Genomic DNA, 25,278 nt, shown 5'->3' on the forward strand with positions numbered 1-25,278 from the left:
TATTGCCCTGCTTCGTCATACACCGTGACCTGTGCGTCAGCCGAGGCAGGCGCGCGCAACACACGCTCACCCCGATGGTTGTAGGTGTAGCTCTCGACGACAGCCCCTGCCTGCTTCACCGCGCTCATGCGGTTTGCATCGCTGTAGCTGAACGCCTTTCCGCCAATGCTGATGGTGTTGCCTGCCGCGTCGTGATCGCGCGCCTCGCCATCGACGGCGAGCAGGCGGTGGCTGTCCATCGGATAGGTGTAGCTGGCGGTGCCTGCCGCCGTAGTCAGCGCGGTGCGATTCCCGGTGGCGTCGTAGGCATAGGTCTCGATCGGCACGTCGGTGGCGCCGTCCTTGGTCTGGGTCAGTCGACCCAGCGTGTCGTAGCCGTGCTTGGCCAGGACACCGGTGCCTGCGCCGTTCCTCAGCTCGGTGATCGCACCGACCGGTCGTAGCCGTAGCTCAGCGAAAGTCCACCTGACGCCGGGTCATGCACGGCCTGCGTTTGATAGTCGAGATCGAGGGGGCGCTGCAGCTGGCGGCCATTGCCATAGGTCCTGGCCGGGGCGGGTCAGGCCGATCTGGCTGATGCGCCCCTAGGTATCGCGGACCTTGGTATAGGCCTAGCGTAGGAAGGTGCTCACACCGTTGACGGTCTGCACCTTGCGGCTAACCTGGCCGAAGCGGTCGTGGCAGTACGCGGTGCTGCCGCCCGCATGCAGGACCGTCCCCAGGCGCCCGTTGGCGAAACGCTCGTCTGCCGCGCACGCGGCCGGTGCGGTGTCGTAGGCGCGGCGACCGCCGGTGCCTTGCGCTTTGCATCCAGCGGCACAAGGTGTGCTTGGGGACGCCGATCTGCGTCGCCACGCCCTTCACTGTGAAGCCTCGCTCGACGCACAAGCTTCTCTACGCTGCCTCCGATTTCATGTCTTTATGATTGATCATCGATAAGCCAGTGCGGGCGATTCATCGCAATAACCCCCACTAATTGCTCAATGAAATCGACAGCGTAATAGTCCAACGTCCCCCCAGTGTTAAACTTCCACCACGCCTCTCTAAAAAATGGCCTGGAGTAGTGCACCTTGAATACCCACCCCCCATCCAGCCGAATGGAGAAGTCGTTGGAAAAGATTCCACGCCGAAAACTAATTTTAGGAACCAGCATTCCGTCCCCCATCAACTTTCCGTCGATCAGCAGAAGAAGGCTCTCTCCAAAGTTGGGAGTTCCGAGTTCACTTTCGAGCTGTTCGGAGAAAAACGCCATAGGGACAGCCTTCCCACCTCCTAGCGTCCACCACTCAAAGATGCCGGCAGCCGAAGCACCGGCGGGCCTTTGCTCTAGGCCAGAGACCTGAACACTCCCATCTCTAAGATGATCCAACCGCCAGAAAGTCTCCCGATTAGAATAGCCCAGCAAAATAAATGCTTTGTCCACAGTGGGCTTCATTGCACTAGTCGCATCCACACCGTCCTCCTGCATTCGCCGCACTATTGGCAGTCTTTGCCGCGCTACCGCCAACGATACCAGCCGTCCACTGATTGCTTGTTCTACCAGCTCCCTCAATAACGCGTGCGGCGTCTCCATTGTGACGTATCAACAGCTGCTCCGCAGTGGGGTTCGCAAATCTCCCGATCATTTTAGGCAACAGTGTATCCAGCGGCCTCCCCCGATAGTAAGCCTTCAAGGCATTGCGCGCCGCTACGGTCTGTTCAACCGTCAGCCCTGCCTTGGGCAATTGACCTACTTGTATTAAGGCCGACAGCCAGGCTTATGTTGTGAGAATGTGTCCAGTTCGCCCCGAACGGACTTCCGAACGTACTCGTAAGGGAGTGATAGTACCTATCAAGCCGCACCCAACCGAGATCGATATCAGCCTCTACCTGAAACTTGTCGCCCGTCGTTGGATCACAAGGGTTGCCAACGCCATGACATAACTTTGGCACTTGTGCGGTCTGATATGTCATGACGCGCCGACTGTTTCCGTCGTAGGAGTCAGATAGGAAACACGCTCCCAGATCATCTTTCCACTTCATCATTGTTCGGTTCGGACACTGTACGGTGCGGCTCCGGTCAACGATGCTTGCCACGGGGGCCCTACAGCTGCCGTCGAGATTGCGCCAGCTCACCGTCACGCCCTTTCGCCATGATTCCTCAGTGCTGTTTTCAGGTCGATTTCCCACGCCGTTTTCCCTGACCCACACGGGCTCTGGAGTGGCAACCGGACAGTAGGATTGATTGCCCGTCCTCATTGCCGTCAGCAGTGCTTCCTGGGACGGGTAATAAATGTCCATGTAGGAATAGGTCCAGTTCGATTTACTCAACGGTGCAGGCCTGATTCCGTACAGATGCACGGAAGCCTCCCGGGTAAATGCCTGACTACGGACCTCCCACTCGATGGGATCTTCCGGCTTGAAGGAGCTTATGAACCAGTTCTCGATCGCGATCTGGGCCGCCCGTTCTGTCGGGTAACCATCATTGGCAAAGACCGGGTTATGCCAGCGCGGAATGACTTCCTGGGCATGTGCAGCTCGCCCACCCAGGCCAAACAACGCAAGGCCCACAGACAACGCGCAGCCGAGCCGCGAAAAGTCGCACTTCATCCAGTAATCCTTCCATGGAAGCGTATAGATACGCAGAGTCCGCCAAAGCGATTCAGTCATCGCATTGGGCTTAGGCATAGTGCCCACTGAGTCTGGAGTCGGTCAAGCGGCTGTGCGCGGTATTCGTCGCACCCAAGCGAGTTTCAGATTTTTCCGACCCCCTGCCCTGCCTACTTCACCTCAACGTCCGTCAGGCAACGTCAACGACCGAAACGAAAACGCCGGACAATGCCCGGCGTTTTCATTCCAATCGGAGCGGTTGCTGCCAAATTTCAATGCACCGTAGCGTTCTTGTTGTCCAGCCGATCGATCACGCCCTGCATCGCACTGTCGAAGGCACCGTCGTCGATATGCGCGCGCAGGCGACCCAGCCGCACCATCACCGCCAGTTCTTCCGGCGAGGCCACGCAGAAGCGCACGCCCCGGCGATTGACGAACAGCAGGCGCGAGGAAATCGGGCTCACCCAGGACAGCTTGCCGGCCTGGACCTTGCCGTCCTTGTCGACGAAATCCAGCCAGCTGCCGATCTCCAGGCCGCGGAAACGGTCGGCATCGGCGTTGTCGAAATCGCTCACGTCCACCTTGCTGCCCAGCTCCACCGCAGCGCTTTCCTGCGTCGGCGGCGCGGGCAGGACCACCTGCGGCAATTCGGGCAGCGCGCGTTCCAGCTCCGGACGCGATTCGGCGATGGCCTGCAGGGTGTCGTGCAGGGCGTCGATCGCACCGGTGGCGGCGTCGGCGTGCACGCCCACGCTGGCAAATACCTTGCGCAGGGCCGGGTGCCACGCCTGCAGCCATGGTTTGCCAACGATCTGCCGGCGCGCTTCGGCCACTTCCTCCAGCATGCCGTCGGCCAGTGCCAGCGCTTCGCCCACCGAGGCACCGTCTTCGCCTTCGCGCAGCACGGTCAGGGTGAGGTGGTGCTGCCACGGCTGGCGCAGGAACTCGCCGATGGCCTGCGGCAGCGTGGCATCGGCGATGCGCCGGTCGAGCTCGGCGGCCGAACGGGTGCGGGCCATTTCCAGCTTTTCCTGGCCGCGCTGGGTCTCGGCCGCACGGCGCTCGGCGATTTCGATGCGGCGGCGGTGCTGGGTGAGGAAATCGCGGAATTCTTCTTCGAGGGTGAGGAAGATCGCCAGGTTCTCGTTGAATTCGGCGACCAGCCGCTCGATGATCTCCTCGACCTTGCCCATCAGCACGCGCTCGGCCTGGCTTTCGCCGGTGTTGCCTTCGCAGGCTTCGGCCAGCGAGTTGAGCAGCTTGCGCGCCGGGTGGGTCTTCTGCACGAACATGCGGCGGTCGAGCATGGCGACCTTGACGAAGGGCACCACCAGGCGGCCGATCAGCTCACGAGAGCGGCCTTCCAGGTCACGCTCGTCCAGCATCACGTCGAACAGCATGCCGACCAGGTCGATCGCATCTTCGTCCTGCGGGTCCAGCCGCGCCTGCGCCGGGTCCACGCCGAGGCGGGTGGCACCGGACAGTACTTCGCTCTTCAGCCGCTGCGCCAGCGACTCGCCGTCTTCGCCGATCGCCGCGCGCAGGGTCGCACTTGGGGTGGCCTGCAGCAGCGACAGCACCGACATCATCTCGCGCTGGCTCAAGGGGCGCTGCTGGCCGACCGCGACGCTGGCCGCGGAGGTCGCGTCCTCGCGCACGTGGCGGGTCTGCTGCAGCAGTTCGTGCAGGGCTTCCAGCAGCATGCCCTGGTTGTTGCTCATGCCGTCGGCGGCATCGGCTACCGCCTGGCCCTGCTGGGAGGACTGGATGCGCCCCCGGCTCTCGGCCCAGCGATCGGCGAAGCGCCGCGCCCAGGCCGGGGCGGCGGCATCGTCGGCACCGCCCAGCGATTCGGGATCCAGCGCGTCGACCAGGTCGTCCAGTTCATGGCGCGGGGACGGCGGGCGCGGCGCCGCGCGGCGCGGCGCGGCCATCTGCGGCATCACCCCGGCGGCGGCCAGCTGCTCGTCCAGGGCCTCGTACCGCTTGCCGATCGGGGCGTGCAGGTCGCGCTCGCACAGCTTGATCAACACCAGCCGCACTTCCGGGGCCAGTTCACAGTCGGCGAAGGCCTCATGGATGGCCACGCCGATGTGTTCGGGGCTGATCGGGTTGCTGTCGGCGTTGAGTTCCAGCCCGCCGGCGATCCAGCCCAGGCGTCGGTCCAGCCGCGACAGCACCGGCTTCCAGTCGCGCAGCAGCACCGTGGCGAAGTTGCGGACCGCCAAACGCGATTCCAGCACGTGCTCGGGCACCAGGCTCAGCCCGTCCTCGATCTGCCCGGCCAGGGTGGCCTCGGCCGAGGCCGGCTGGCCGCGCTCCAGCGCATCCCACGCCTCGAGCAGGTGGCCGCGGAAGCCGCGCACGATGTCCTCGCGGCGGCGGCGCAGTTCGCGCATGCCATCCAGGAACAGCAGCTGCGACGCGCCAGCGGTGCCGGCACGGTCGAACAGCACGTCATCGAAGCGCGCCAAGACCGTTGCAAACGACTCGGCAAGCGCCGGCAACGCGGCGTCGCGGGCCTGCCTCAACAGGGCCGGGTCGCGGCCTGGCTGCCCCGATGGAATGGGCGTGGCGATCATGCGAAAAGGCTCCCCAGCTTCGCAGGTACAGAATGCAACGTGGAATCGATGAACACCGGCACCCCCCAGGCACCCGCATCCGCATACCAGGCCAGCCGACCGGTCAGGGACAGCGAAACAGTCCGCACGTTGAACCTCATGACCGGGTGCCGGCAGGCCTTGTATCGTAAGGCCAGCGTCCTTGGGAAGCGAGTACAGCCACGTGAAGGAATGCCGTTGATTAAGTGATGTTCATCACGCTTTGTCGCAAATGACCCGGAGATGGCCCCGAGCCGCGTCACAAACTGCCGCGACTATACTTGTTCGACCGTGACATCTGATCGAGACCCCATGCCCGACTCCCCCGCGTTGCAAGCCCTGGACGCCCGCCGCTCCTTACCGTCCAGGCAATTGGGCGAGCCCGGGCCGGATCCGGACACCCTGTTGCGGATGCTCACCTCTGCGGTGCGCGTGCCCGACCACGGCAAGCTGGTGCCGTTCCGTTTCCTGCGGATCGCTGGCGATGCACGTCACAGTCTGGGCGAGTACCTGGTCCAGCGCAGCCGCGAACGCGATCCGAACGTGTCGGCCGCCCAGTTGGAAAAGGACCGGCTGCGTTTTTCGCATGCCCCGTTGGTCATCACCGTGGTGGCCCGGCCGCGCCCCAACCCCAAGGTGCCCGAAGAAGAACAGCTGATGACCGCCGGCTGCGTGTGCTTTGCGCTGCTGCAGGCGGCGCAGGCACTGGGCTTTGGCGCGCAGTGGCTGACCGCGTGGATGGCCTTCGACCCCGCCGTGCGCGCCCATCTCGGCCTGGCCGGGGACGAGCGGATCGCCGGCTTCATCCATATCGGCACCCCGCGCACCGAGGCCCCCGAGCGCGAGCGCCCGGACCCGGCGGCGCTGCTGCAGGACTGGGTGGGCTGAGGTGACTCTGCCTGCCGCACCCGGCGTCACGCCGCGCCCGCCGCTGTACCTGGTCGATGCCAGTCTGTACGTGTTCCGCGCCTGGCACTCGATGCCCGATGAGTTCCAGGACCAGCAGGGCTGGCCGACCAACGCGGTGCACGGCTTCGCCCGGTTCCTGCTGGACCTGCTGGAGCGCGAGCGCCCGCGGCACATCGCCATCGCGTTCGATGAGGCCTTGGACAGCTGCTTCCGCCACCGCCTGTATGCCGCCTACAAGGCCAACCGCGATCCGGCCCCGGACGCGCTGCGCCGCCAGTTCGCACACTGCAAGGCGCTGTGCCTCGCCCTGGGCCTGCCGGTGCTGGCCCACGCCGAATACGAAGCCGACGACCTGATCGGTAGCGCCCTGCATGCGCGCCGCGACGCCGGCATGCGCGGGGTGATCATCTCCGCCGACAAGGACCTGTCCCAACTGCTGTTCGAGCACGACGAGCAGTGGGACTACGCGCGCAACCAGCGCTGGGGCATGGCCGGGGTCAAGGCGCGGCATGGCGTGCATGCGCACCAGATCGCCGATTACCTGGCGCTGTGCGGCGATGCGGTGGACAACATTCCCGGCGTGACCGGCGTGGGCGCCAAGTCGGCAGCCGTGCTGCTGGCGCATTTCGGCAGCATGGACGTGCTGTTCGAGCGCCTGGACGAAGTGCCCTTCCTGCGCCTGCGCGGCGCCGCGCAGATGGCGGTACGGTTGCGCGAACAGCGCGAGCACGCGCTGCTGTGGCGGCAGTTGACCACCATCGCGCTGGATGCGCCGCTGGACGTGGCCGACGCCGATTTCAGCCGCGGCAGCGCCGACCCGCAGATGCTGCAGGGCCTGTGCGATGCGCTGCGGTTCGGTCCGTTGACCCGGCGCCGACTGTTCAGCGCGGCCGGCCTGCCCGATTCCCCTTCCGTTGCCAGCGAGTTCGCATGAGCCCCAACACCCAAGCCCCCAGGATCGTCTACGAAGGCAAGTACCAGCGCATGGTCGTGCGCGGCACGTGGGAGTACAGCGAACGCACCCACGCCGGTGGCCTGGCCGCGATCATCATCGCGGTCACCCCGGAGGACAACGTGCTGTTCGTGGAACAGTTCCGGGTGCCGCTGCAGGCCAATACCATCGAGATGCCGGCCGGCCTGGTCGGTGACATCGACGCCGGCGAGTCGATCGAGGTATCGGCGGTGCGCGAGCTGGAGGAGGAAACCGGCTGGACCGCCGCGCACGCCGAGGTACTGATGATCGGCCCGACCTCGTCGGGTGCGAGCAGCGAAAAGATCGCCTTCGTGCGCGCCACCGGCCTGCGCAAGGTGGGCGACGGCGGCGGCGATGCCAGCGAGAACATCACCGTGCACGAAGTCCCGCGCGCCCGCGCCGCTGCATGGCTGGTGGAGAAGATCGGCCAGGGCTACGAGCTGGACGCCAAGCTGTGGGCCGGGCTGTGGATGATCGAGCACCACCTGGACGGCACCCCGCGTGGCTGATTCGCTCGCCCACGCGACGGCCGCCGGCGCCCTGCTGGGGCCGTCCGACCCGGCGCCCTTCGTGGTGCACCAGCCACAGGGGCGTTCGTCGTACGTATTGATCGCCGACCACGCCGGCCAGCAGGTGCCGGTAGGGCTGGCCAGCCTGGGCCTGCCGCAGGCCGAACTGGACCGGCACATCGGCTGGGACATCGGCATCGCCGGCGTCACCGTTGCGCTGGCACGCCTGCTCGACGCATGGGCGATCACCCAGACCTACTCGCGGCTGGTGATCGACTGCAACCGGCCGCTGGCGTCGCCCACGCTGATGCCGGAGACCAGCGACCGCACGCTGGTGCCCGGCAACCAGGCGCTGTCACCGCTGCAGCGACAGCAACGCATCGACGCGATCCACGCGCCCTACCATGCCCGCATCGACGCCGAGCTGGATGCCCGCCAGGCGCAGGCCCGGCCGACGCTGCTGGTGATGATGCACAGCTTCACCCCGGTCATGAACGACGCCGCGCGGCCGTGGCATGCCGGCGTGCTGTATCACCGCGATACCCGCTTCGCGCGCGTGCTGCTGCAGGCGCTGCGCGATGAGGGCGACCTGGTGGTCGGCGACAACCAGCCCTATGCCGTCAGCAGTACCAGCGACTATGCCGTGCCGGTACATGGCGAAGGCCGCGGGCTGGTGCATGTGGAGCTGGAGATCCGCCAGGACCTCATCGCCGATGCGGCCGGCCAGCAGGCGTGGGCGCAACGACTAGCGCGGATATTCACCACGCTGCAGCCGCAGCTGGACGCATTCCCGCCCCCGTAATCCCGGCGCCCACCTACCCGGTCGTGCCGGCCGCTGGCCGGCAACCGCAGCCCCTACAGCGCAGGCGCCGCCATCCACGGAAATGCGCGGTAGCCGCGTACCTCCAGGCCGATACCCAGCGCCTGGAAGTCGGCAACGATGGCCGCGGCACGCGTGCGTTGCAGATCGCGCCCCAGTTCCAGTGGCAGTGCACGGCACAACGGCAGCGCCTGGCCCACCGCAACCTCCAGCACGCCAGCGACAAGGCGGGCCGCGTCCTTGACCCTCGTGTCCGGGCATTGCGCCAGCACCACGTCGAACGCGGCGAAGATGCCGCGCCCCACGCCCAGCGCGCGCGCCGCCTGCTGCTCCTCGGCCGGCGCCTCATCCAATGCTTCCTCGATGCCCGCCACCTGCGCGAAGGCGTCGTACTCGCTGTAGTACGCCAGCGCGTGCGCATACGCGTCCAGCGTGGACAGGGGACGCTGGCGCTTCTGTACCTCCAGCACATCGGCGAAGGTGGCCGCTTCCAGATACGGGCTCAGGCCATGCTCGGCGACAAAGGCCTGCACGGCGGGATCGTCATCCTCGACGTCGTGGCCGGACAGCCAGAACATCGCCTCCTGCTCATCGCCGTCGGTTGCGTAGACCCAGCCGTAGCGGTCCCACACATCGCGATCGTCGTTGCAGGCCGCGATGGCCTCAAGGGCCTGGCACAGGGTAAGAAGTTCAGCCATCGACGTCAGTGCCGCACCGGAAACCCCCATGGTAGGGCCGACCGTTGCTCGGCTGCACGCAGTCCTTCCTGGTGCGACCCGCGCCGTGTGCGATCGCCCTATCTTTCGCCAACCCCCACTGCCGCCAGCGCCGCATCGTCCTCCTGCGGCCGCAACCACAGCGCCACGCCCACCCCGAGCAGCGCGAACACCGCCGCCCCGTACTGCGCGTTGACCAGCCCCTGCAGCGCTTCGGGACTGCTGCCGGCCGCATGCACACCGCGCCCGGCATTGGCCAGCATCACCAGCACCGCCAGGCCCAGCGCACCGCCGATCTGCTGCGCGGTGGCGGCCATGCCCGAGGCCACGCCCTGCTGCGCCGCCGGCACGCCCTGCCCGGCCACGATCCACATCGCCGTCCAGGTCATGCCCTGGCCGATGCTCAGCACCACGATGCCCGGCAGCAGCGCCCAGTAGGTGGCGCCAAACGGCAGTGCCAGCGCGACCGCGGCGATGCCGACCGCGCCGGCTGCCATGCCCAGTGCCAGCACCTGGCGCGGCGAACGCCGGGCAAGCATGCGCTCGGTGATCCGGATGCCGAACGTGCACACCAGCGTCGGCGGCAGGAACGCCAGCCCGGCCTGCAGCGCGCTCCAGCCGTAGCCATCCTGGAAATACAGCGCCAGGAAGTAGTACTGCACGCCGAAGCTGCTCATGAACACCATGGTCAGCAGCATGGCCGCGCGCAGGCTGCGCAGGCGCAGCAGCGCGAACTGCATCAGCGGGTCGCGGCTGCGCTGCTCGATCTGCACGAAGGCGGCCAGCAGCAGCGCCGACACCACCAGGCAGCCCAGCGTGCGCGGCGCCAACCAGCCCCACTCCGGCCCCTGCACCAGCGTGGTGACCAGCAGGCTGCCGCCGAGGGTGACGGTGAGGCAGCCGGCCAGGTCGAACGAGCGCCCGGACTGGCGTGCCGGATCGCGCGGCAACCACCAGCCACCCAGCACCGCGCACGCACCGGCGAACGGCACGATCACCAGCAGCACCGAGGACCAGCCAAAGCTCTGGGTGAGCACGCCGCCCAGCAGCGTGCCCAGCGCCAGCCCGCCGGCGCTGGCCATCGACCAGATCGCCAGCGCGCGGTTGCGCGGCGCGCCTTCGGCATACAGCGTGTTGATCAGCGACAGCGTGGCCGGGAACAGCAACGCCGCGCCGATGCCCTGCACCGCGCGCGCGCCGATCAGCAGCCAGGCGCTGTTGCTGAAGCCGCCCACCAGCGAGGCCAGCGCGAACAGCGCCATGCCCAGCCGGTAGACCCGGCGGCGGCCGAGCAGGTCGGCCGCGCGCCCGCCCAGCAGCAGGCAACCGCCGAAGGCCACGGTGTAGCCGCTGACGATCCACTGCAGTTGCTGCGCGTTGATCTGCAGCTGCACGCCCATCTCATGCAGGGCGACGAAGATGATGGTGGCGTCCAGCGCGATGATCAGCTGGGCCATGGCCAGCAGGGTCAACGCCAGCCGGGGCGGGAAGGAATGCGGGGAGTGGGTCATGCCGATGCGGACGAGGGGAAGGCGGGCAGTCTCATTGATGACGCCATACAAATAAACCCGGATACTTCGATTTCTGTCATGCATTTCCGCATCAATCGGACGCCATCATGGATCTCAATGCCGTGCGCATGCTGGTGCAGGTCGCCGAAGCGCGCAGTTTCACCGTGGCCGCCGGGCAACTGGGCCTCAGCCAGTCCGGGCTGTCACGGGCGATCGGCCGGCTGGAGGCCGAGCTGGGCGTGCGCCTTCTCCATCGCAACACCCGCAACGTCAGCCTGACCCCGGACGGCCGCCAGTTCGTCGATCACTGCACGCCCCTGCTGTGCGGGTTGGAAGATGCCGAACGGCGACTGGGCGATCGCCCCTGCACGCCGTCGGGCGTGCTGAAGCTGACCGCGCCATCGATGTTCGGGCGCAAGGTGCTGGTGCCGCTGGCCGGGCAGTTGATGGCCGTGCACCCGCAGTTGCAGTTCGAGCTGGTGCTCAACGACCGCCTGGTCGATCTGGTCGAGGAAGGCTTCGACGCGGCCCTGCGCACCGGGCCGATCAGCGACGTGCGCATGGTGGCGCGGCCGCTGCGGCCGCTGCACTGGGTCACCGTGGCGTCGCCGGACTACATCGCCCGTCACGGCGCGCCGGCCACGGTCGATGCGCTGCAGGACCATACCTGCCTGGCGGTGCGCAACCTGCGCAGCGGACGGCTGGTGGACTGGCAGTTCCGCGACGGAGATGGGCTGCGCGACGTCACGCCCCCGGCACGGATGGTGTTCGACAGCGGCGACCCGCTGGTGGAAGGCGCGCTGGCCGGCGTCGGCATCGTGCAGGTGATGGATTTCGCGGTGGCCGACGCGCTCGCCGACGGCCGCCTGCAACGCGTGCTGCAGCCGTTTGAAGGCCGCAGCCGCGCGTTGTCGCTGGTGTATCCGCCTTCGCGCCAGGCCTCGCCGAAGCTGAAGGTGCTGGCCGACGCGTTGCTGGCCGGCCAGTGGTAGGTGCCGACCGAGGGTCGGCACGTTGGGATCAACCCGCGAAGCGATCCGTGGCTCGCACCAGTGCGTCCACGTTCTCGGCCTCGAACGCCGAGTGGCCCGAGGCCGGGCTGATCTCCAGCGTCGACGCCGGCCACGCCTTGTGCAGTTCCCACGCGCTCTGCAGCGGGCACACCACGTCGTAGCGGCCGTGCACGATCACGCCGGGGATGTCGGCGATGCGGTGCGCGTCGCGCAGCAGCTGTTCTTCCACCTCGAAGAACCCGCCGTTGACGAAGTAGTGGTTCTCGATGCGGGCGAACGCCAGCGCGAATTGCGGGTCCTGGTGGCTGTTGACGAAGTCGTCGTCCACATGCAGGAAACTGGTCGCCCCTTCCCACACGCTCCAGGCCTTGGCCGCGGCCAGGCGGGTGGCTTCGTCGTCACTGGTCAGGCGGCGGTGGAAGGCCGAGATCAGGTCGTGCCGCTCCACTGCCGGGATCGGCGCGAGGTAATGCTCCCACGCATCCGGGAACAGCCGGTTGGCGCCCTCCTGGTAGAACCACTCCAGCTCCCAGCGGCGCAGCATGAAGATGCCGCGCAGCACCAGCTCGGTCACGCGCTGCGGATGGGTCTGGGCGTACGCCAGCGCCAGGGTGGAGCCCCAGCTGCCACCGAACACCTGCCAGCGGTCCACCTTGAGGTGCTCGCGCAGTTTCTCGATGTCGGCGACCAGGTCCCAGGTCGTGTTGTCCACCAGGTCGGCATGCGGGGTGGAGCGCCCGGCGCCACGCTGGTCGAACAGGATGATGCGGTACTTGGCCGGGTCATGGAACTGGCGCATTTTCTCGCTGCAGCCACCGCCCGGGCCACCGTGCAGCAGCACCACCGGCTTGCCCTCGGGATTGCCGCACTGCTCGACATACAGCGTGTGGCGGCCATCCACCTTCAAGGTGCCGACGTCGTAGGGGGTGAGGGCGGGATACAGCGTACGCATGGCAGGAACTCCGTTGATGGGAACAGGTGCGGTGAACGGATTCACCACTCGCGCGGGCTGGTCAGCTCGTCCACGTCCACGTCGAAACCATAACTCTGCGCGATCAGCTCGAAATCAGCGCCGATGTTCTCGCGCGCGGCGGTTTCCAGCTCGCTGTCCTGCGCTTCGAACGCTTCGCCGAGCACGTTGAATTCCAGCGTGGCCGCATGGGTGAGCGCCATCAGCGCGGCAGCGTCGGCCGGGCGTTCGCGCTCGATGCGTTCGCACAGGCGCAGCAGGATCTGCTGGCCTTGGGCCACCAGCGCCGGCGGAAAATACGCGTCCTCGACCATGTCGGCCAGGAATTCATGGGACTGCAACTGCGCGTTGGATACAGAGGGGCTGGCAGGGGTCATGGCGCTTCCTTTCGAGTGGACCGCCATTCTACCCGCGCGATGTTTCAGGCAGCGTCAGCGCACGCCTGGCAGACAGCCGCGCGTCACCCGCTCGCGTTGTTCGAGGTCGCGTTCGGTGTGGACCTGCTCGAACCCGGCCTGTTCGAACAGCGCGCGGATCGCCGCGCCCTGGTCCCAGCCGTGTTCGATCAGCAGCCACCCCTGCGCCACCAGGTGACCCGGCGCCGCGGCAACAATGCAGCGGATGTCATCCAGCCCGTCCAGCCCCGACGCCAGAGCACCCGGGGGCTCATGGCGGAGGTCGCCCTGCTGCAGGTGGGGATCGTCGCTGGCGATATAGGGCGGGTTGCTGGCGATGAGGTCGAAGACCTCGCCCTGCAACGGCTCGAACCACGCACCCTGGCGGAAGCTGACATTGGCCACGTCGTTGCGCAGCGCATTGCCGCGCGCCACGCTCAGCGCGGCGCTGCTGACATCGGTGGCGATCAGCGTGGCGCGGGGCCGCTCACTGGCCAGGGCCAATGCGATCGCCCCGCTGCCGGTGCCCAGGTCGGCCACCGCCAGCGGGGTGTCCAGCGGCAGCCGCGCCAGCGCCAGCTCGACCAGCAGCTCGGTTTCCGGGCGCGGGATCAGCGTGGCGGGGTTGACCGCCAGGTCCAGGGTCCAGAAGCCGCGACCGCCCACCAGGTAGGCCACCGGTTCGCCCGCCACGCGCCGCGCCAGCAGACCGGCAAAGCGCGCCGCGTCGGCCTCGCCGACTGCATCGGTGGCATGGGCGAACAGCCAGCTGCGCTCCCGCCCCAGCACGTGCAGCAACAGCAGCTCGGCCTCGTGGCGACCTTCCACCCCGGGCAGGGCGGCGGCGGCATCGGCAAGCAGCTGGCGGACGTCACGGGGGGCAGCAGTCATGGTGGCGGGGCGGGAAACGGGCCGGGAAGTGTAGAGCACCGGGCCGCAGGGCCCGCTCGCCTGGTAATGGGCTGCCAACGACCGCCAGGCGATTGATGGGAGGAATTGCGCCGCTTAATGACCTGCATTGCCGCCTATCGCGATTCGGCCTGTGCCGAGGTGGTGGGGAGGACGTGGACAGGTTTCCGTTCAGCCAGTCGACCCGACGGATAAGCGGTGGCTATCACCCATTTGAGTCCCCAGGCCCGGAAATGCCTTGCGGCACAAGGGCTTCGCACGACTATTGGCAAGGTATTCATCCCTGCATCATCACCTTTTGATAGACTCCATCTATCGTATAGATGCAATCAATGGATTGTCCTTATGGGAATGGAGCCGCTAATCTGTATTGGTCGCTTCACCCACCCCCTTCACCAAGAGGAAAAACGATGTCGCTCATCAATACGCAGATCAAGCCGTTCGAAGCCAACGCCTACCAGAACGGCGAGTTCATCAAGGTTTCCGACAGCACTCTGAAGGGCCAGTGGTCCGTGCTGATCTTCATGCCGGCCGCGTTCACCTTCAACTGCCCGACCGAGATCGAAGACGCCGCCGACCATTACGCCGAGTTCCAGAAGGCCGGCGCCGAGGTCTACATCGTCACCACCGACACCCATTTCTCGCACAAGGTGTGGCACGAAACCTCGCCGGCCGTCGGCAAGGCCCAGTTCCCGCTGGTCGGCGACCCGACCCACCAGCTGACCCGCGCCTTCGGCGTGCACATTGAAGAAGAAGGCCTGGCCCTGCGCGGTACCTTCATCATCAACCCGGAAGGCGTGATCAAGACCCTGGAGATCCACTCCAACGAGATCGCCCGTGACGTGTCCGAGACCCTGCGCAAGCTGAAGGCTGCCCAGTTCACCGCCGCCAACCCGAACCAGGTCTGCCCGGCCAAGTGGAAGGAAGGCGAGAAGACCCTGACCCCGTCGCTGGACCTGGTCGGCAAGATCTAAGCCGTCCCCATCCCCACTCCCGTTTCGACGGGAGTGGGGGTGAACCCAAGCCGGTGCCTGCGCGCCGGCTTGGGTTCACCCCCACGCCGCGCAGATGTACCTTCGGGTGACGTCGACGCTGTCCCCTTGCCTGAATCAAGGAGTTTTTCGATGTTGGATGCCAACCTCCAGTCCCAGCTCAAGACCTATCTGGAACGCGTCACCCGTCCGATCCAGATCACGGCGCACGCGGATGACGGCGCCAAGTCGCAGGAGATGCTGGAGCTGCTGAACACGCTGGTGTCGCTGTCGGCGCAGATCCGCCTGGACGTGCGCCGCGACGGCGCCGAGCGCACCCCCTCGTTTGCGCTGACCACCCCGGGCCAGGACATCCACCTGGCGTTCGCCGGGCTGCCGATGGGCCACGAATTCACCTCGCTCGTGCTGGCGCTGCTGCAGGTGGGCGGGCACCCGTCCAAGGCGACCGCCGAGCTGATCGAGCAGGTGCAGGGCCTGGAGGGCGAGCTGAAGTTCGAAACGTACTTCTCGCTGTCCTGCCAGAACTGCCCGGACGTGGTCCAGGCGCTGAACCTGGCCGCGGTGCTCAACCCGCGCATCCAGCACGTGGCGATCGACGGCGGCCTGTTCCCGGCCGAAGTGGAAGCGCGCCAGATCATGTCGGTGCCCACCGTCTACCTCAACGGCGAGATGTTCGACCAGGGCCGCATGACCCTGGAGCAGATCGTGGCCAAGCTGGACACCGGCTCGGCCAAGCGCGACGCGGCCAGGATCGCGGCCAAGGCCCCGTTCGACGTGCTGGTGATCGGCGGCGGCCCGGCCGGCGCGGCAGCGGCGATCTACGCCGCGCGCAAGGGCATCCGCACCGGCGTGGCCGCCGAGCGGTTCGGCGGGCAGGTGCTGGACACCATGGCGATCGAGAACTTCATCTCGGTCAAGGAAACCGAAGGCCCCAAGCTCGCCACCGCGCTGGAACAGCACGTGCGCGAGTACGAGGTGGACATCATGAACCTGCAGCGTGCCAGCGCGCTGACCCCGGCCGGTGATGACGGCCTGGTCGGGATCACCCTGGAAAACGGGGCGGTGCTGAAGTCGCGCTCGGTGATCCTGTCCACCGGCGCGCGCTGGCGCCAGATGAACGTCCCCGGCGAAGAGCAGTACCGCAACAAGGGCGTGGCCTATTGCCCGCACTGCGATGGGCCGCTGTTCAAGGGCAAGCGGGTGGCGGTGATCGGCGGCGGCAACTCGGGCGTCGAGGCGGCGATCGACCTGGCCGGAATTGTGACGCATGTGACCCTTCTGGAATTTGATGACACACTCCGGGCCGATGAAGTGCTGCAGAAGAAGCTGCGCAGCCTGGGCAACGTCACCATCATCACCAGCGCCCTCACCCAGGAAGTGCTGGGCGATGGCCAGAAGGTGACGGGGCTGGTCTACCAGGACCGCGTCGGTGGCGATGCGCACCGGGTCGAGCTCGAAGGGATCTTCGTGCAGATCGGGTTGCTGCCCAATACCGAGTGGTTGAAGGGAGCGGTGGCGTTGTCGCCGCGTGGCGAGATCGTGATCGACGACCGCGGCCAGACCAATGTCCCGGGCGTGTTCGCGGCGGGCGATTGCACGACCGTTCCTTACAAGCAGATCATCATCGCGATGGGCGCCGGTTCGACCGCCGCACTGAGCGCTTTCGATCACCTGATCCGTACATCCGTTCCCAAGAGCAGCGGCGTTGTCGCCGAAGCTGCCTGAAACGTAAGGGTCCCGGTTCGCCGGGACCCACCTGCTGGGTAAGCCACGCCGTCACCCGGTCCATTACCGTGTAGAGGTCCAAGGAAATGAACCTACGTGATCTGAAATATCTGGTGGCGCTGGCCGACCACCGGCACTTCGGCCGCGCTGCGGCCGCATGCTTCGTCAGCCAGCCCACGCTGTCCACCCAGATCCGCAAGCTGGAGGACGAGCTTGGCCTGCCCCTGGTCGAGCGCGCGCCACGCAAAGTGATGCTGACCCCGGCCGGGGTCGAGGCGGCGGCGCGTGCGCGCACGATCGTGGCCGAAGTCGAGCAGATGAAAGAAGCTGCCCGACGCAGCCGCGACCCGGAAGCCGGGACGGTGCGGCTGGGGATCTTCCCCACGCTGGGGCCGTACCTGTTGCCGCATGTGATCCCCAACATCCGCGAGCGCTTCCCGCAGCTGGAGCTGTTGCTGGTGGAGGAGAAGAGCGACGAGCTGCTGGCGCGCCTGCGCGAGGGCAAGCTGGATGCGGCACTGCTGGCCCTGCCGCTGGAAGACGACCAGCTGCACGCCGAGTTCCTGTTCGAGGAGCCGTTCCTGCTGGCCGTCTCGGGGCAGCATCCGCTGGCCAGGCGCCATCATCTGGACGTGCAGGAGCTGTCCGCCCAGAAGCTGCTGCTGCTGGAGGATGGCCACTGCCTGCGTGACCAGGCGCTGGCGGTGTGCCGGCTGTTCGGTGCCAATGAGAAGTCCGAATTCCGTGCCACCAGCCTGGAAACGCTGCGCCAGATGGTGGCCGCGGACGTGGGCATCACCCTGCTGCCGACCCTGTCGGTGAAGCCGCCGGTGCCGCGTTCGGAGAACATCCGCCTGCTCGATTTCCAGGGCGATGACCGCCCCAGCCGACGCATCGCGATGGCGTGGCGGCGCAGTTCGGCGATGACCGGTTTCCTGCAGCAGTTGGCGCAGCAGTTCAAGCGCCTTCCGGAAGGGCTGTTCGCGCTGGAAAACAGCGATTCGGACGTCGGCCACGCGGCGCGCGGCGCCGCCTGATCGCCCCGTCGGTGTAGACACTGAACCGGCCGCATCGTGCGCGATGCGGCCCGGGTCGCATCCGCCTTCGATAGGCAGCACAATAGAACCCAGGCGGCGCCAGCAGGTGCCGCCTTTTGCATGGGCCATCATCAATCGCAAGGAGCTTTACATGTCCACTTCCAGCGGGCTGCCCCCGTCCATCATCGTTTCCAGCCACGACATGGATCGGCTGGACGCCATGCTCGACGCCCCGGCGGTCAGCCAGACCCCCGCGGCGCAGGCACTGGCCAAGGAACTGAATCGGGCCACCGTGGTGGCGCCGGACGAGATGCCCGACGGCATCGTCATGATGCATTCGCGGGTGGAATGCGAAGATGAGCTGCAGAACGAGAAGCACGTGCTGACGCTGGTCTACCCGCGCGAAGCCGATGTCGAGCAGGGCAAGGTGTCGATCCTTGCGCCGGTGGGCACCGCGCTGCTGGGCCTGGCCGTTGGCCAGACCATGGACTGGGATGCACCGGGTGGCCGCAAGCTGCGCCTGCGCGTGACGGCCGTCCACAACCAGCCCCACCCCTGATTCCCGCCTGCCACCGGGCAGGCTCCCCGTTTCGTACCAGGAGTCGCAATGAACACCGTTTCTCCGTCCAAGCTCACCCAGTTGCGCGACCTTTCCGTCGTGGTGGCCGATACCGGCGATTACGAGGCGATCAAGCGCCTGAAGCCGGTCGACTGCACGACCAATCCGACCCTGGTGAAGAAGGCGTTGGACCTGCCGGTGTATGCGGACCTGATCGAGAAGGAACTTGCGTGGGGCCGCGAGCAGTCCGGCGAGCGCGAGACGATCGTGCACGCGGTGGCCGATCGGCTGACGGTGGGCGTGGGGACGCTGCTGAGCACGCTGGTGCCGGGCCGGGTGTCGACGGAGGTGGATGCTGACCAGGCGCACGATACGGCGGCGACGGTGGCCAAGGCGCGCCAGTTCATCGCAATGTACGAGGCGGCCGGCGTGCCGCGCAGCAAGGTGCTGATCAAGATCGCGGCGACGTGGGAAGGCGTGGAGGCGGCGCGGGTGCTGCAGGCGGAGGGTATCGACTGCAATCTGACGTTGATCTTCAATCCGACGCAGGCGCTGGCCTGCAGTGAGGCGGGGGCGTTCCTGATTTCGCCGTTCGTGGGGCGGATCCTGGACTGGTACGTGGCCCATGGGCAGGCACCGGCCGATATCGATGCGGATCCGGGCGTGGTGTTCGTGCGCGGGGTCTATGCGGAGTTCAAGCGGCGCGGTTCGCCGACGGTGGTGATGGGCGCATCGTTCCGCTCCACCGCGCAGATCGAGGCGCTGGCCGGTTGCGATCGGCTGACCATTTCGCCGGACCTGCTGGAGAAGCTGGATGCCGACCACGGCGAGCTGCCGCGCAAGCTGGTGGCCGGTGCGGCTGAAGAGGTGGCGGTGACGCCGATCGATGCCGAGCGTTTCGCCAGCGATCTGGCGGCCGATGCGATGGCAACGGAGAAGCTGGCGACGGGGATCGATGCGTTCGCCAAGGATCTGGAAGCACTGCGCCAGACGATTCGCGAGCGGCTGTAAGCGGTTCGCGTGGTCTGGACAGTAAAAAGCCCCGCATTGCGGGGCTTTTTGTTTTTTCGGGCCGCTGCACGTTTGACTGCGACTGCGACTGCGACTGCGACTGCGACTGCAACTTCAACTGCGACTTCAACTGCGACGGCAACGGCAACGGCAACGGCAACCGCTCACTGTCGACGTGTTGGGGTCGGCGTGGGGGGGATGGCGGGACACGCCGTGAATCCGTCCGTGGAGGCTCGCATGCGCCATCCATGGCGCATGACGGTCCCGCCATCCCCCCCACACCGCCCCCTCGACAGTTGGCCGGGGCGTTTGGGAAAGCGGGAGTGCCAGGGCGTTTGGGTGGGCCGCTTGCATGGGGCGTCAACCGCCTGATCGGGACGTTTGGGTAAACCGCCTGGCTGGAGGTGCTTGGGTAAACCGCCTAGCTGGAGGTGCTTGGGTAAACCGCCTGGCTGGGGGCGTTTGGGTAAACCGCCTGACCGCGGCGATTGGGTAAACCGCTTGGCTGGGGGCGCTTGGGTAAACCGCCTGGCTGGGGCGCGGGGACGCGGCCACCCCATCTGCGTGCGCGCATCGAGACCTCTGGGCACCGCGGCCGACACCTCCCCGTCCGCGTGCATGACGGCCGCGCGTCTGGGTGAACCGCTCGGCTGGGGCGTTTGGCTAACCGCCTGACCGGGGCGTGTGGGTGAACCGCCTGGGGCCGTGGGTAACCGGTAGAGCCGAGCCATGCTCGGCTGGCCGGGCGCAGCCCGGCCGATGGGCAGGCGGTGCGTGGGTGGGGAAGCAGCCGTGCCTGGATCGGCGCTCCCCCGCCGGCGGTTCAGGCATCCACGCCGATCGGGCAGCTGACGCCGGTGCCGCCGATGCCGCAGTAGCCGTTGGGGTTTTTGGCCAGGTACTGCTGGTGGTAATCCTCGGCGTAGTAGTACTCGGGGGCCGGGAAGGCGATGTCGGTGGTGATGGTCCCGTGGCCGGCGTCGGTCAGGCGCTGCTGGTAGGCATCGCGGCTGGCGATGGCGGCATCGAACTGGGCCTGGCTGGTGGCGTGGATGGCCGAGCGGTACTGGGTGCCGGTGTCGTTGCCCTGGCGCATGCCCTGGGTGGGGTCGTGGTTTTCCCAGAACACCTGCAGGAGCGTGGCCAGGGAGACGACCGCCGGGTCGAACACCACCTCGACGATCTCGGTATGCCCGGTCAGGCCCGAGCAGACTTCTTCGTAGGTGGGGTTCGGGGTGACGCCACCGGCGTAGCCGACAGAAGTGGTGTAGACGCCCGGGAGGGTCCAGAACTTGCGTTCGGCGCCCCAGAAGCAGCCCATGGCGAAGCGGATGCGCTGCAGGCCGGCGAAGCCGTCCTTGAGCGGGTGGCTGTTGACGTAGTGCTGGTTATGCAGCGGCAGCGCGTGCGCGCGGCCCGGCAGCGCCTCGTCGGGGCGTGGCAGGCGTTGCTTGAAGGCGCCGATGCCCAACAAGCCCTTGGCGATTCCCAACATGGCGGTCTCCTAGGCCGGCAACAGGCCGGCGCTTTCATCTCCGTCGAATATGGGGTCGTCGGTGCCCCCGCCCAAGTCCAGCCCGGCGACGATGCCCTCGGCGTCTGGCCGGGCCAGGTCCGGCACGCAGACCCGCAACACCCCGAACAGCGGCAGCTCGCCCATCCCGCCCAGCAGCGACTCGCCGAACACGAACGCCGGGATCCCGGCATCCTCCAGCGCATGCTTGACCAGATGGGCGTCGAACAGGTTGTCGGCCTGGTAAATCACGTGCATGGGTGGGCTCCGGGAAGGCGTCGGCCCAGCATACGCCCGGGGGCTGAAGGCGTACCGACCCGGAGGACCGCCCCGCCGGGGCCGGGGGTTGGCCGGCCGCACGGACATCGCACCGTACCTGGAGGCGGCCAACCGCCGGCGCTACCGACAGGACCAGCGACCGCCCTGCCCCCGCAGCCCCGGGGTGGCGCCGGGGGCTCGGGGGTTTGGGGGTGAGGCGGCCCGCGATCCGCGCAGCAACGCGCAGGGCGACAGCGCGAATGCGATGACGCGCCCCCGACAGGCTAAACTGTTGGTCTTTCTGCCTTTTAGACTGCGACCGCGCATCATGTCCGAGCCTACCGCCGCCCCCACCGACGCCCTTCCGGAAACCCAGGAAAAACGGGACTTCATCCGTCAGATCGTCCGCGAGGACCTGGCCGCCGGCAAGCATGCCGCGATCAAGACGCGCTTCCCGCCCGAGCCCAACGGCTACCTGCACATCGGCCATGCCAAGTCGATCTGCCTGAACTTCGGCATCGCCGGGGAGTTCGGCGGGGTGTGCAACCTGCGCTTCGACGACACCAACCCGGCCAAGGAAGACCCCGAGTACGTCGCCGCGATCCAGGACGACGTGCGCTGGCTGGGCTTTGAATGGAACGAGCTGCGCCACGCCTCGGATTACTTCGATGCCTACTATCTGGCGGCGCAGAAGCTGATCGCCGATGGCAAGGCCTACGTGTGCGACCTGTCGGCCGAGGAAGTGCGCGCCTACCGCGGCACCCTGACCGAGCCGGGCCGCCCGTCGCCGTACCGCGATCGCAGCGTGGAAGAAAACCTGGACCTGTTCGCGCGCATGCGCGCCGGCGAGTTCCCCGACGGTGCGCGCACCGTGCGCGCGAAGATCGACATGGCCAGCGGCAACATCAACCTGCGCGACCCGGCGCTGTACCGGATCAAGCACGTCGAGCACCAGAACACCGGCAATGCGTGGCCGATCTACCCGATGTACGACTTCGCCCATGCCTTGGGCGATTCGCTGGAAGGCATCACCCACTCGCTGTGCACGCTGGAGTTCGAGGACCATCGCCCGCTGTACGACTGGTGCGTGGACAACGTCGATTTCGCCCACGACGACGCGCTGACCGCCCCGCTGGTCGAGCGCGGCCTGCCGCGTGAAGCGGCCAAGCCGCGCCAGATCGAATTCTCGCGGTTGAACATCAACTACACGGTGATGAGCAAGCGCAAGCTGATGGCGCTGGTCACCGAGCAGCTGGTGGATGGCTGGGAAGATCCGCGCATGCCGACCCTGCAGGGCCTGCGTCGGCGCGGCTACACCCCGGCGGCGATGCGCCTGTTTGCCGAACGCGTCGGCATCAGCAAGCAGAACTCACTGATCGATTTCAGCGTGCTCGAAGGCGCCCTGCGCGAGGACCTGGACAGTGCCGCCGCGCGTCGCATGGCGGTGGTCGATCCGATCAAGCTGGTGCTGACCAATCTGCCCGAGGGCCACGAAGAAACGCTGACGTTCTCCAACCATCCCAAGGACGAGGCGTTCGGGACCCGCGAGGTGCCGTTCGCCCGTGAACTGTGGATCGAACGCGAGGACTTCGCCGAGGTCCCGCCGAAGGGCTGGAAGCGCCTGGTCCCGGGCGGCGAAGTGCGCCTGCGCGGCGCCGGCATCATCCGCTGCGACGAGGTGGTCAAGGACGCCGATGGCACCATCATCGCGCTGCACGGCTGGCTGGACCCGGAATCGCGCCCGGGCATGGAAGGCGCCAACCGCAAGGTCAAGGGCACCATCCACTGGGTGAGTGCGGTGCATGCGGTGCCGGCCGAGATCCGCCTGTATGACCGCCTGTTCTCGGTGCCCAACCCGGATGATGAGTCCGAGGGCAAGACCTACCGCGATTACCTCAACCCCGCGTCGCGCCGCACCGTCACCGGCTATGTCGAGCCGGCCGCGGCCAGCGCGGCACCGGAGCAGTCGTTCCAGTTCGAACGCACCGGCTATTTCGTCGCCGACCGCCGCGACCACACCGCCGCCACGCCGGTGTTCAACCGCAGCGTTACCCTGCGCGATACCTGGTCGGCGTAAGCCGGCCGGGTTTCACCAGGCCGGCAACAGCGTCCACGCCTTGCGTGGACGTGCGGCCTGTACCCTTTTTGAAGAGGTTTACGCCCCGATGCTGTACGCGCAAGTCCATCTCACCCTGCCCGCCTGGATCCACGACCATGTCGACCTCGGCCGTGCCTATCCCGGTGATGCCGACAAGGTCGCGCTGGCGATCGAGCTGTCGCGCCTGAATGTCGAGGCGCAGACCGGCGGCCCGTTCGGCGCGGTGGTGTTCGGCCCGGACGACCGCATCATCGCCGTCGGCGTCAACCGGGTGGTCCCGCACACCACGTCGCTGGCGCATGCCGAAAACATGGCCTACATGCTGGCCCAGCAGCGCCTGCAGACCCCGCGCCTGAACGATGTGCTGAGCCCGATCACCCTGGCCACGTCCTCCCAGCCCTGCTGCCAGTGCTATGGCGCCACCATCTGGGCCGGCATCGACCGCCTGCTGATCGGGGCCAGTGCACAGGACGTGGAAGAACTCACGCCGTTCGACGAAGGCCCGCTGCCGACCGACTGGATTGGTGAACTCAACGCGCGCGGCATCGAGGTCGTGCGCGATATCGAGCGCGATGCAGCGCGCGCGGTGCTGCGCCAGTACGGGGAGACCAACGGTGCGCATTACTGACCGCCGCGCCTCGGGCGCACGCGCATGACCGGCCTGCTATGTCTCTGCCGCCAGGGCTTCGAGCCGGAACTGGCCGGTGAGCTGACCGAGCGTGCCGCCTATGCCGGCATCGCCGGTTACGCACGCACCCAGCGCAACGATGGCTACGTGCTGTTCGCCACCGAGGAAGGCGCCGCGCTGTCCAAGGCGCTGCCGTGGCGTTCGTTGATCTTCGCCCGCCAGAAGATGGTGGTACTGGCCGAACTGCCGCAGCTGGATGCGGCCGACCGGATCACCCCGATCGTCGCCGCGCTGCAGGGCCAGCAACGCTTCGGTGACATGTGGGTGGAGCACCCCGATTCGGACGAAGGCAAGCCACTGGCCGGCCTGGCCCGCGCGTTCGGCAATGCGCTGCGCCCGGCGCTGCGCAAGGCCGGGCTGCTCACCGACAAGCCCAACACCGCGCTGCCGCGCCTGCACATCGTGTTCGTCGGTGGCCGCCACGCCTTCGTCTGCGTGGCCGATACCCGCGACAGCGCGCCCTGGGCCCTGGGCATTCCGCGCCTGAAGCTGCTGCCCGACGCGCCGTCGCGCTCGGCGTTGAAGCTGGATGAGGCCCTGCTGACCCTGCTGACCCCGGACGAGCGCGAACTGCTGGTCAAGCCCGGCATGCGCGCGGCCGACCTTGGCGCCGCCCCCGGCGGCTGGACCTGGGTGTTGACCCGACAGCACCTGCGGGTGATCAGCGTGGACAACGGCCCGCTGCGCGAGCACGTGCTGGAGACGGGACTGGTCGAGCACCTGCGTGCCGATGGCTTCCATTGGCAGCCGGAGACGCCGCTGGACTGGATGGTCTGCGACATGGTCGAACAGCCGCGTCGCGTGGCCGAGCGCATGGCCACCTGGTTCCGCGAGGGCTGGTGCAAGCATGCGATCTTCAATCTCAAACTGCCGATGAAGAAGCGCTGGGACGAAACCCGCCTGTGCCTGGACCTGTTCCAGGAACAGGCCGGCAAGCCGCTGGTGCTGCGTGCCAAGCAGCTGTACCACGACCGCGAAGAAATCACGGTGCTGGCCTCGCCGCTGCGCTGATCCACGCACCACACCGGCAGCGCCGGGCCATGCCCGGCGCTCCCCCACGTCAAAGAACGGAGTGTCCATGCGACGTCGCCCTGCCCGGGTCCTGCTGCTGTCCCTGCTACCGGTCTTCGCCGCGGCACAGGTTCACACGCCCTCGCCAGCGATCAGCGAACCGCTCCGCGAGGTTCCGGCCAGCGTGCGCACGCAGGCGCTGTCGGAAGGGCGCGTCACCGACCAGGTGACCCTGCCCGCCGCCGCGGGCGAAGCGCAGGTGACGGTGCGCTCGGTGCAGCCGGTAAGCGTGGTCGGGCAATACCGGTTTGCGTTCAGTGCGCTGGACGTGGACGGCGATGGCGTCATCAGCCGCGCCGAGGCCCAGGCCAACCCGGCGCTGGCCGATGAGTTCACCGCGCTGGACGTGAAGCGGCGCGGCAGGCTGGATCGGGCCGACCTGGCCGGTTGGCTGGTGGATTGAAGCCGCCGG

The 25,278-nt window shown here is 67.2% G+C and carries 24 protein-coding genes and 1 pseudogene; 14 read left to right on the top strand and 11 right to left on the bottom strand.

The genetic code is table 11. The annotated features are described in order from the left end of the window. The 4 genes and pseudogenes from AC06FD_RS15070 to AC06FD_RS15085 all read right to left on the bottom strand — a co-directional run. A pseudogene (locus AC06FD_RS15070) lies at window positions 1-779 on the bottom strand (RHS repeat-associated core domain-containing protein); the annotation flags it as partial. 140 nt (window positions 780-919) lie between these two features. After that, the gene (locus AC06FD_RS15075) at window positions 920-1,453 is read right to left on the bottom strand and encodes a hypothetical protein (protein WP_478078252.1); all 534 of its coding nucleotides are present in this window, start codon (window positions 1,451-1,453) and stop codon (window positions 920-922) included. 245 nt (window positions 1,454-1,698) lie between these two features. Further along, complete coding sequence (locus AC06FD_RS15080; RefSeq protein ID WP_478078253.1) at window positions 1,699-2,589, bottom strand: DUF6531 domain-containing protein; 891 nt, start codon at window positions 2,587-2,589, stop codon at window positions 1,699-1,701. 272 nt (window positions 2,590-2,861) lie between these two features. Continuing rightward, on the bottom strand, window positions 2,862-5,171 hold the full coding sequence (locus AC06FD_RS15085; protein ID WP_394164628.1) for a DUF1631 domain-containing protein: 2,310 nt from the start codon (window positions 5,169-5,171) through the stop codon (window positions 2,862-2,864). 330 nt (window positions 5,172-5,501) lie between these two features. Here AC06FD_RS15085 and AC06FD_RS15090 point away from each other — a divergent pair, with 330 nt between their 5' ends. Genes AC06FD_RS15090 through AC06FD_RS15105 form a run of 4 tightly spaced genes read left to right on the top strand, consistent with a single transcriptional unit; the run spans window position 5,502 to window position 8,382 of the window. After that, a complete protein-coding gene (locus AC06FD_RS15090) occupies window positions 5,502-6,077 on the top strand; it encodes a nitroreductase family protein (protein WP_259209052.1) in 576 nt (191 codons plus the stop codon). A 1-nt stretch (window position 6,078) separates the two neighbouring features. Continuing rightward, window positions 6,079-7,032: a 5'-3' exonuclease gene (locus AC06FD_RS15095; RefSeq protein ID WP_259209054.1), complete on the top strand. Its 954-nt coding sequence runs from the start codon at window positions 6,079-6,081 to the stop codon at window positions 7,030-7,032. Beyond that, the gene (locus tag AC06FD_RS15100) at window positions 7,029-7,580 is read left to right on the top strand and encodes an NUDIX hydrolase (protein WP_259209056.1); all 552 of its coding nucleotides are present in this window, start codon (window positions 7,029-7,031) and stop codon (window positions 7,578-7,580) included. The genes AC06FD_RS15095 and AC06FD_RS15100 overlap by 4 nt, the downstream gene beginning before the upstream one ends. Next, window positions 7,573-8,382 carry an N-formylglutamate amidohydrolase gene (locus tag AC06FD_RS15105; RefSeq protein WP_478078254.1) on the top strand — a complete coding sequence of 270 codons (810 nt, stop codon included), beginning with the start codon at window positions 7,573-7,575 and terminating at the stop codon, window positions 8,380-8,382. Before AC06FD_RS15100 ends, AC06FD_RS15105 begins: the two co-directional genes overlap by 8 nt. A gap of 53 nt (window positions 8,383-8,435) precedes the next feature. Here the strand turns inward: AC06FD_RS15105 and AC06FD_RS15110 are convergent, their stop codons facing one another. Continuing rightward, window positions 8,436-9,098, bottom strand: a complete 663-nt coding sequence (locus AC06FD_RS15110; protein ID WP_478078255.1) for a DUF7716 domain-containing protein — start codon at window positions 9,096-9,098, stop codon at window positions 8,436-8,438. A 98-nt stretch (window positions 9,099-9,196) separates the two neighbouring features. Then, a complete protein-coding gene (locus tag AC06FD_RS15115; protein WP_394164623.1) occupies window positions 9,197-10,627 on the bottom strand; it encodes an MFS transporter in 1,431 nt (476 codons plus the stop codon). A 107-nt stretch (window positions 10,628-10,734) separates the two neighbouring features. Here AC06FD_RS15115 and AC06FD_RS15120 point away from each other — a divergent pair, with 107 nt between their 5' ends. Next, window positions 10,735-11,619, top strand: a complete 885-nt coding sequence (locus AC06FD_RS15120; protein WP_259209065.1) for a LysR family transcriptional regulator — start codon at window positions 10,735-10,737, stop codon at window positions 11,617-11,619. Between the two features lie 28 nt (window positions 11,620-11,647). On the opposite strand, the gene pip is transcribed toward AC06FD_RS15120, so the two are convergent. Genes pip through prmC form a run of 3 tightly spaced genes read right to left on the bottom strand, consistent with a single transcriptional unit; the run spans window position 11,648 to window position 13,896 of the window. Next, complete coding sequence (pip, locus tag AC06FD_RS15125; protein WP_394164622.1) at window positions 11,648-12,592, bottom strand: prolyl aminopeptidase; 945 nt, start codon at window positions 12,590-12,592, stop codon at window positions 11,648-11,650. A gap of 41 nt (window positions 12,593-12,633) precedes the next feature. Continuing rightward, on the bottom strand, window positions 12,634-12,987 hold the full coding sequence (locus AC06FD_RS15130; RefSeq protein ID WP_449335362.1) for a DUF5713 family protein: 354 nt from the start codon (window positions 12,985-12,987) through the stop codon (window positions 12,634-12,636). A gap of 54 nt (window positions 12,988-13,041) precedes the next feature. After that, the gene (gene prmC, locus AC06FD_RS15135; RefSeq protein ID WP_478078256.1) at window positions 13,042-13,896 is read right to left on the bottom strand and encodes a peptide chain release factor N(5)-glutamine methyltransferase; all 855 of its coding nucleotides are present in this window, start codon (window positions 13,894-13,896) and stop codon (window positions 13,042-13,044) included. A 428-nt stretch (window positions 13,897-14,324) separates the two neighbouring features. Here prmC and ahpC point away from each other — a divergent pair, with 428 nt between their 5' ends. The 5 genes from ahpC to AC06FD_RS15160 all read left to right on the top strand — a co-directional run bounded on the left by ahpC (window position 14,325) and on the right by AC06FD_RS15160 (window position 19,238). After that, window positions 14,325-14,888, top strand: coding sequence for an alkyl hydroperoxide reductase subunit C (gene ahpC / locus AC06FD_RS15140; RefSeq protein WP_038690387.1), 564 nt, complete (start codon window positions 14,325-14,327; stop codon window positions 14,886-14,888). Between the two features lie 150 nt (window positions 14,889-15,038). Next, entirely contained in the window at window positions 15,039-16,631 is a 1,593-nt protein-coding gene (gene ahpF / locus AC06FD_RS15145) for an alkyl hydroperoxide reductase subunit F (protein ID WP_394164619.1), read from the top strand. A gap of 86 nt (window positions 16,632-16,717) precedes the next feature. Continuing rightward, window positions 16,718-17,668: a DNA-binding transcriptional regulator OxyR gene (gene oxyR / locus AC06FD_RS15150; RefSeq protein WP_259209076.1), complete on the top strand. Its 951-nt coding sequence runs from the start codon at window positions 16,718-16,720 to the stop codon at window positions 17,666-17,668. Between the two features lie 151 nt (window positions 17,669-17,819). Continuing rightward, on the top strand, window positions 17,820-18,227 hold the full coding sequence (gene rnk, locus AC06FD_RS15155) for a nucleoside diphosphate kinase regulator (protein ID WP_259209077.1): 408 nt from the start codon (window positions 17,820-17,822) through the stop codon (window positions 18,225-18,227). A gap of 48 nt (window positions 18,228-18,275) precedes the next feature. Then, window positions 18,276-19,238 (top strand): transaldolase, encoded by a 963-nt coding sequence (locus AC06FD_RS15160; protein WP_259209079.1) that lies wholly within the window; start codon window positions 18,276-18,278, stop codon window positions 19,236-19,238. Between the two features lie 823 nt (window positions 19,239-20,061). Here the strand turns inward: AC06FD_RS15160 and msrA are convergent. Continuing rightward, entirely contained in the window at window positions 20,062-20,712 is a 651-nt protein-coding gene (gene msrA, locus AC06FD_RS15165; RefSeq protein ID WP_259209307.1) for a peptide-methionine (S)-S-oxide reductase MsrA, read from the bottom strand. 30 nt (window positions 20,713-20,742) lie between these two features. Beyond that, window positions 20,743-21,009 (bottom strand): putative signal transducing protein, encoded by a 267-nt coding sequence (locus AC06FD_RS15170; RefSeq protein WP_259209082.1) that lies wholly within the window; start codon window positions 21,007-21,009, stop codon window positions 20,743-20,745. 328 nt (window positions 21,010-21,337) lie between these two features. Between AC06FD_RS15170 and AC06FD_RS15175 the strand changes: the two genes are divergently transcribed. From AC06FD_RS15175 to AC06FD_RS15190, 4 genes are all read left to right on the top strand, one after another. After that, the gene (locus tag AC06FD_RS15175) at window positions 21,338-23,086 is read left to right on the top strand and encodes a glutamine--tRNA ligase/YqeY domain fusion protein (protein WP_259209084.1); all 1,749 of its coding nucleotides are present in this window, start codon (window positions 21,338-21,340) and stop codon (window positions 23,084-23,086) included. An 88-nt stretch (window positions 23,087-23,174) separates the two neighbouring features. Then, window positions 23,175-23,735, top strand: coding sequence for a nucleoside deaminase (locus tag AC06FD_RS15180; protein WP_478078257.1), 561 nt, complete (start codon window positions 23,175-23,177; stop codon window positions 23,733-23,735). Between the two features lie 24 nt (window positions 23,736-23,759). Beyond that, window positions 23,760-24,806 (top strand): 23S rRNA (cytidine(2498)-2'-O)-methyltransferase RlmM, encoded by a 1,047-nt coding sequence (gene rlmM / locus AC06FD_RS15185; RefSeq protein WP_259209087.1) that lies wholly within the window; start codon window positions 23,760-23,762, stop codon window positions 24,804-24,806. Between the two features lie 67 nt (window positions 24,807-24,873). Next, entirely contained in the window at window positions 24,874-25,269 is a 396-nt protein-coding gene (locus tag AC06FD_RS15190) for an EF-hand domain-containing protein (RefSeq protein WP_478078258.1), read from the top strand. Window positions 25,270-25,278: the final 9 nt, after the last annotated feature.

It is taken from the genome of Stenotrophomonas sp. Steno-Z1 (genome assembly GCF_056393175.1).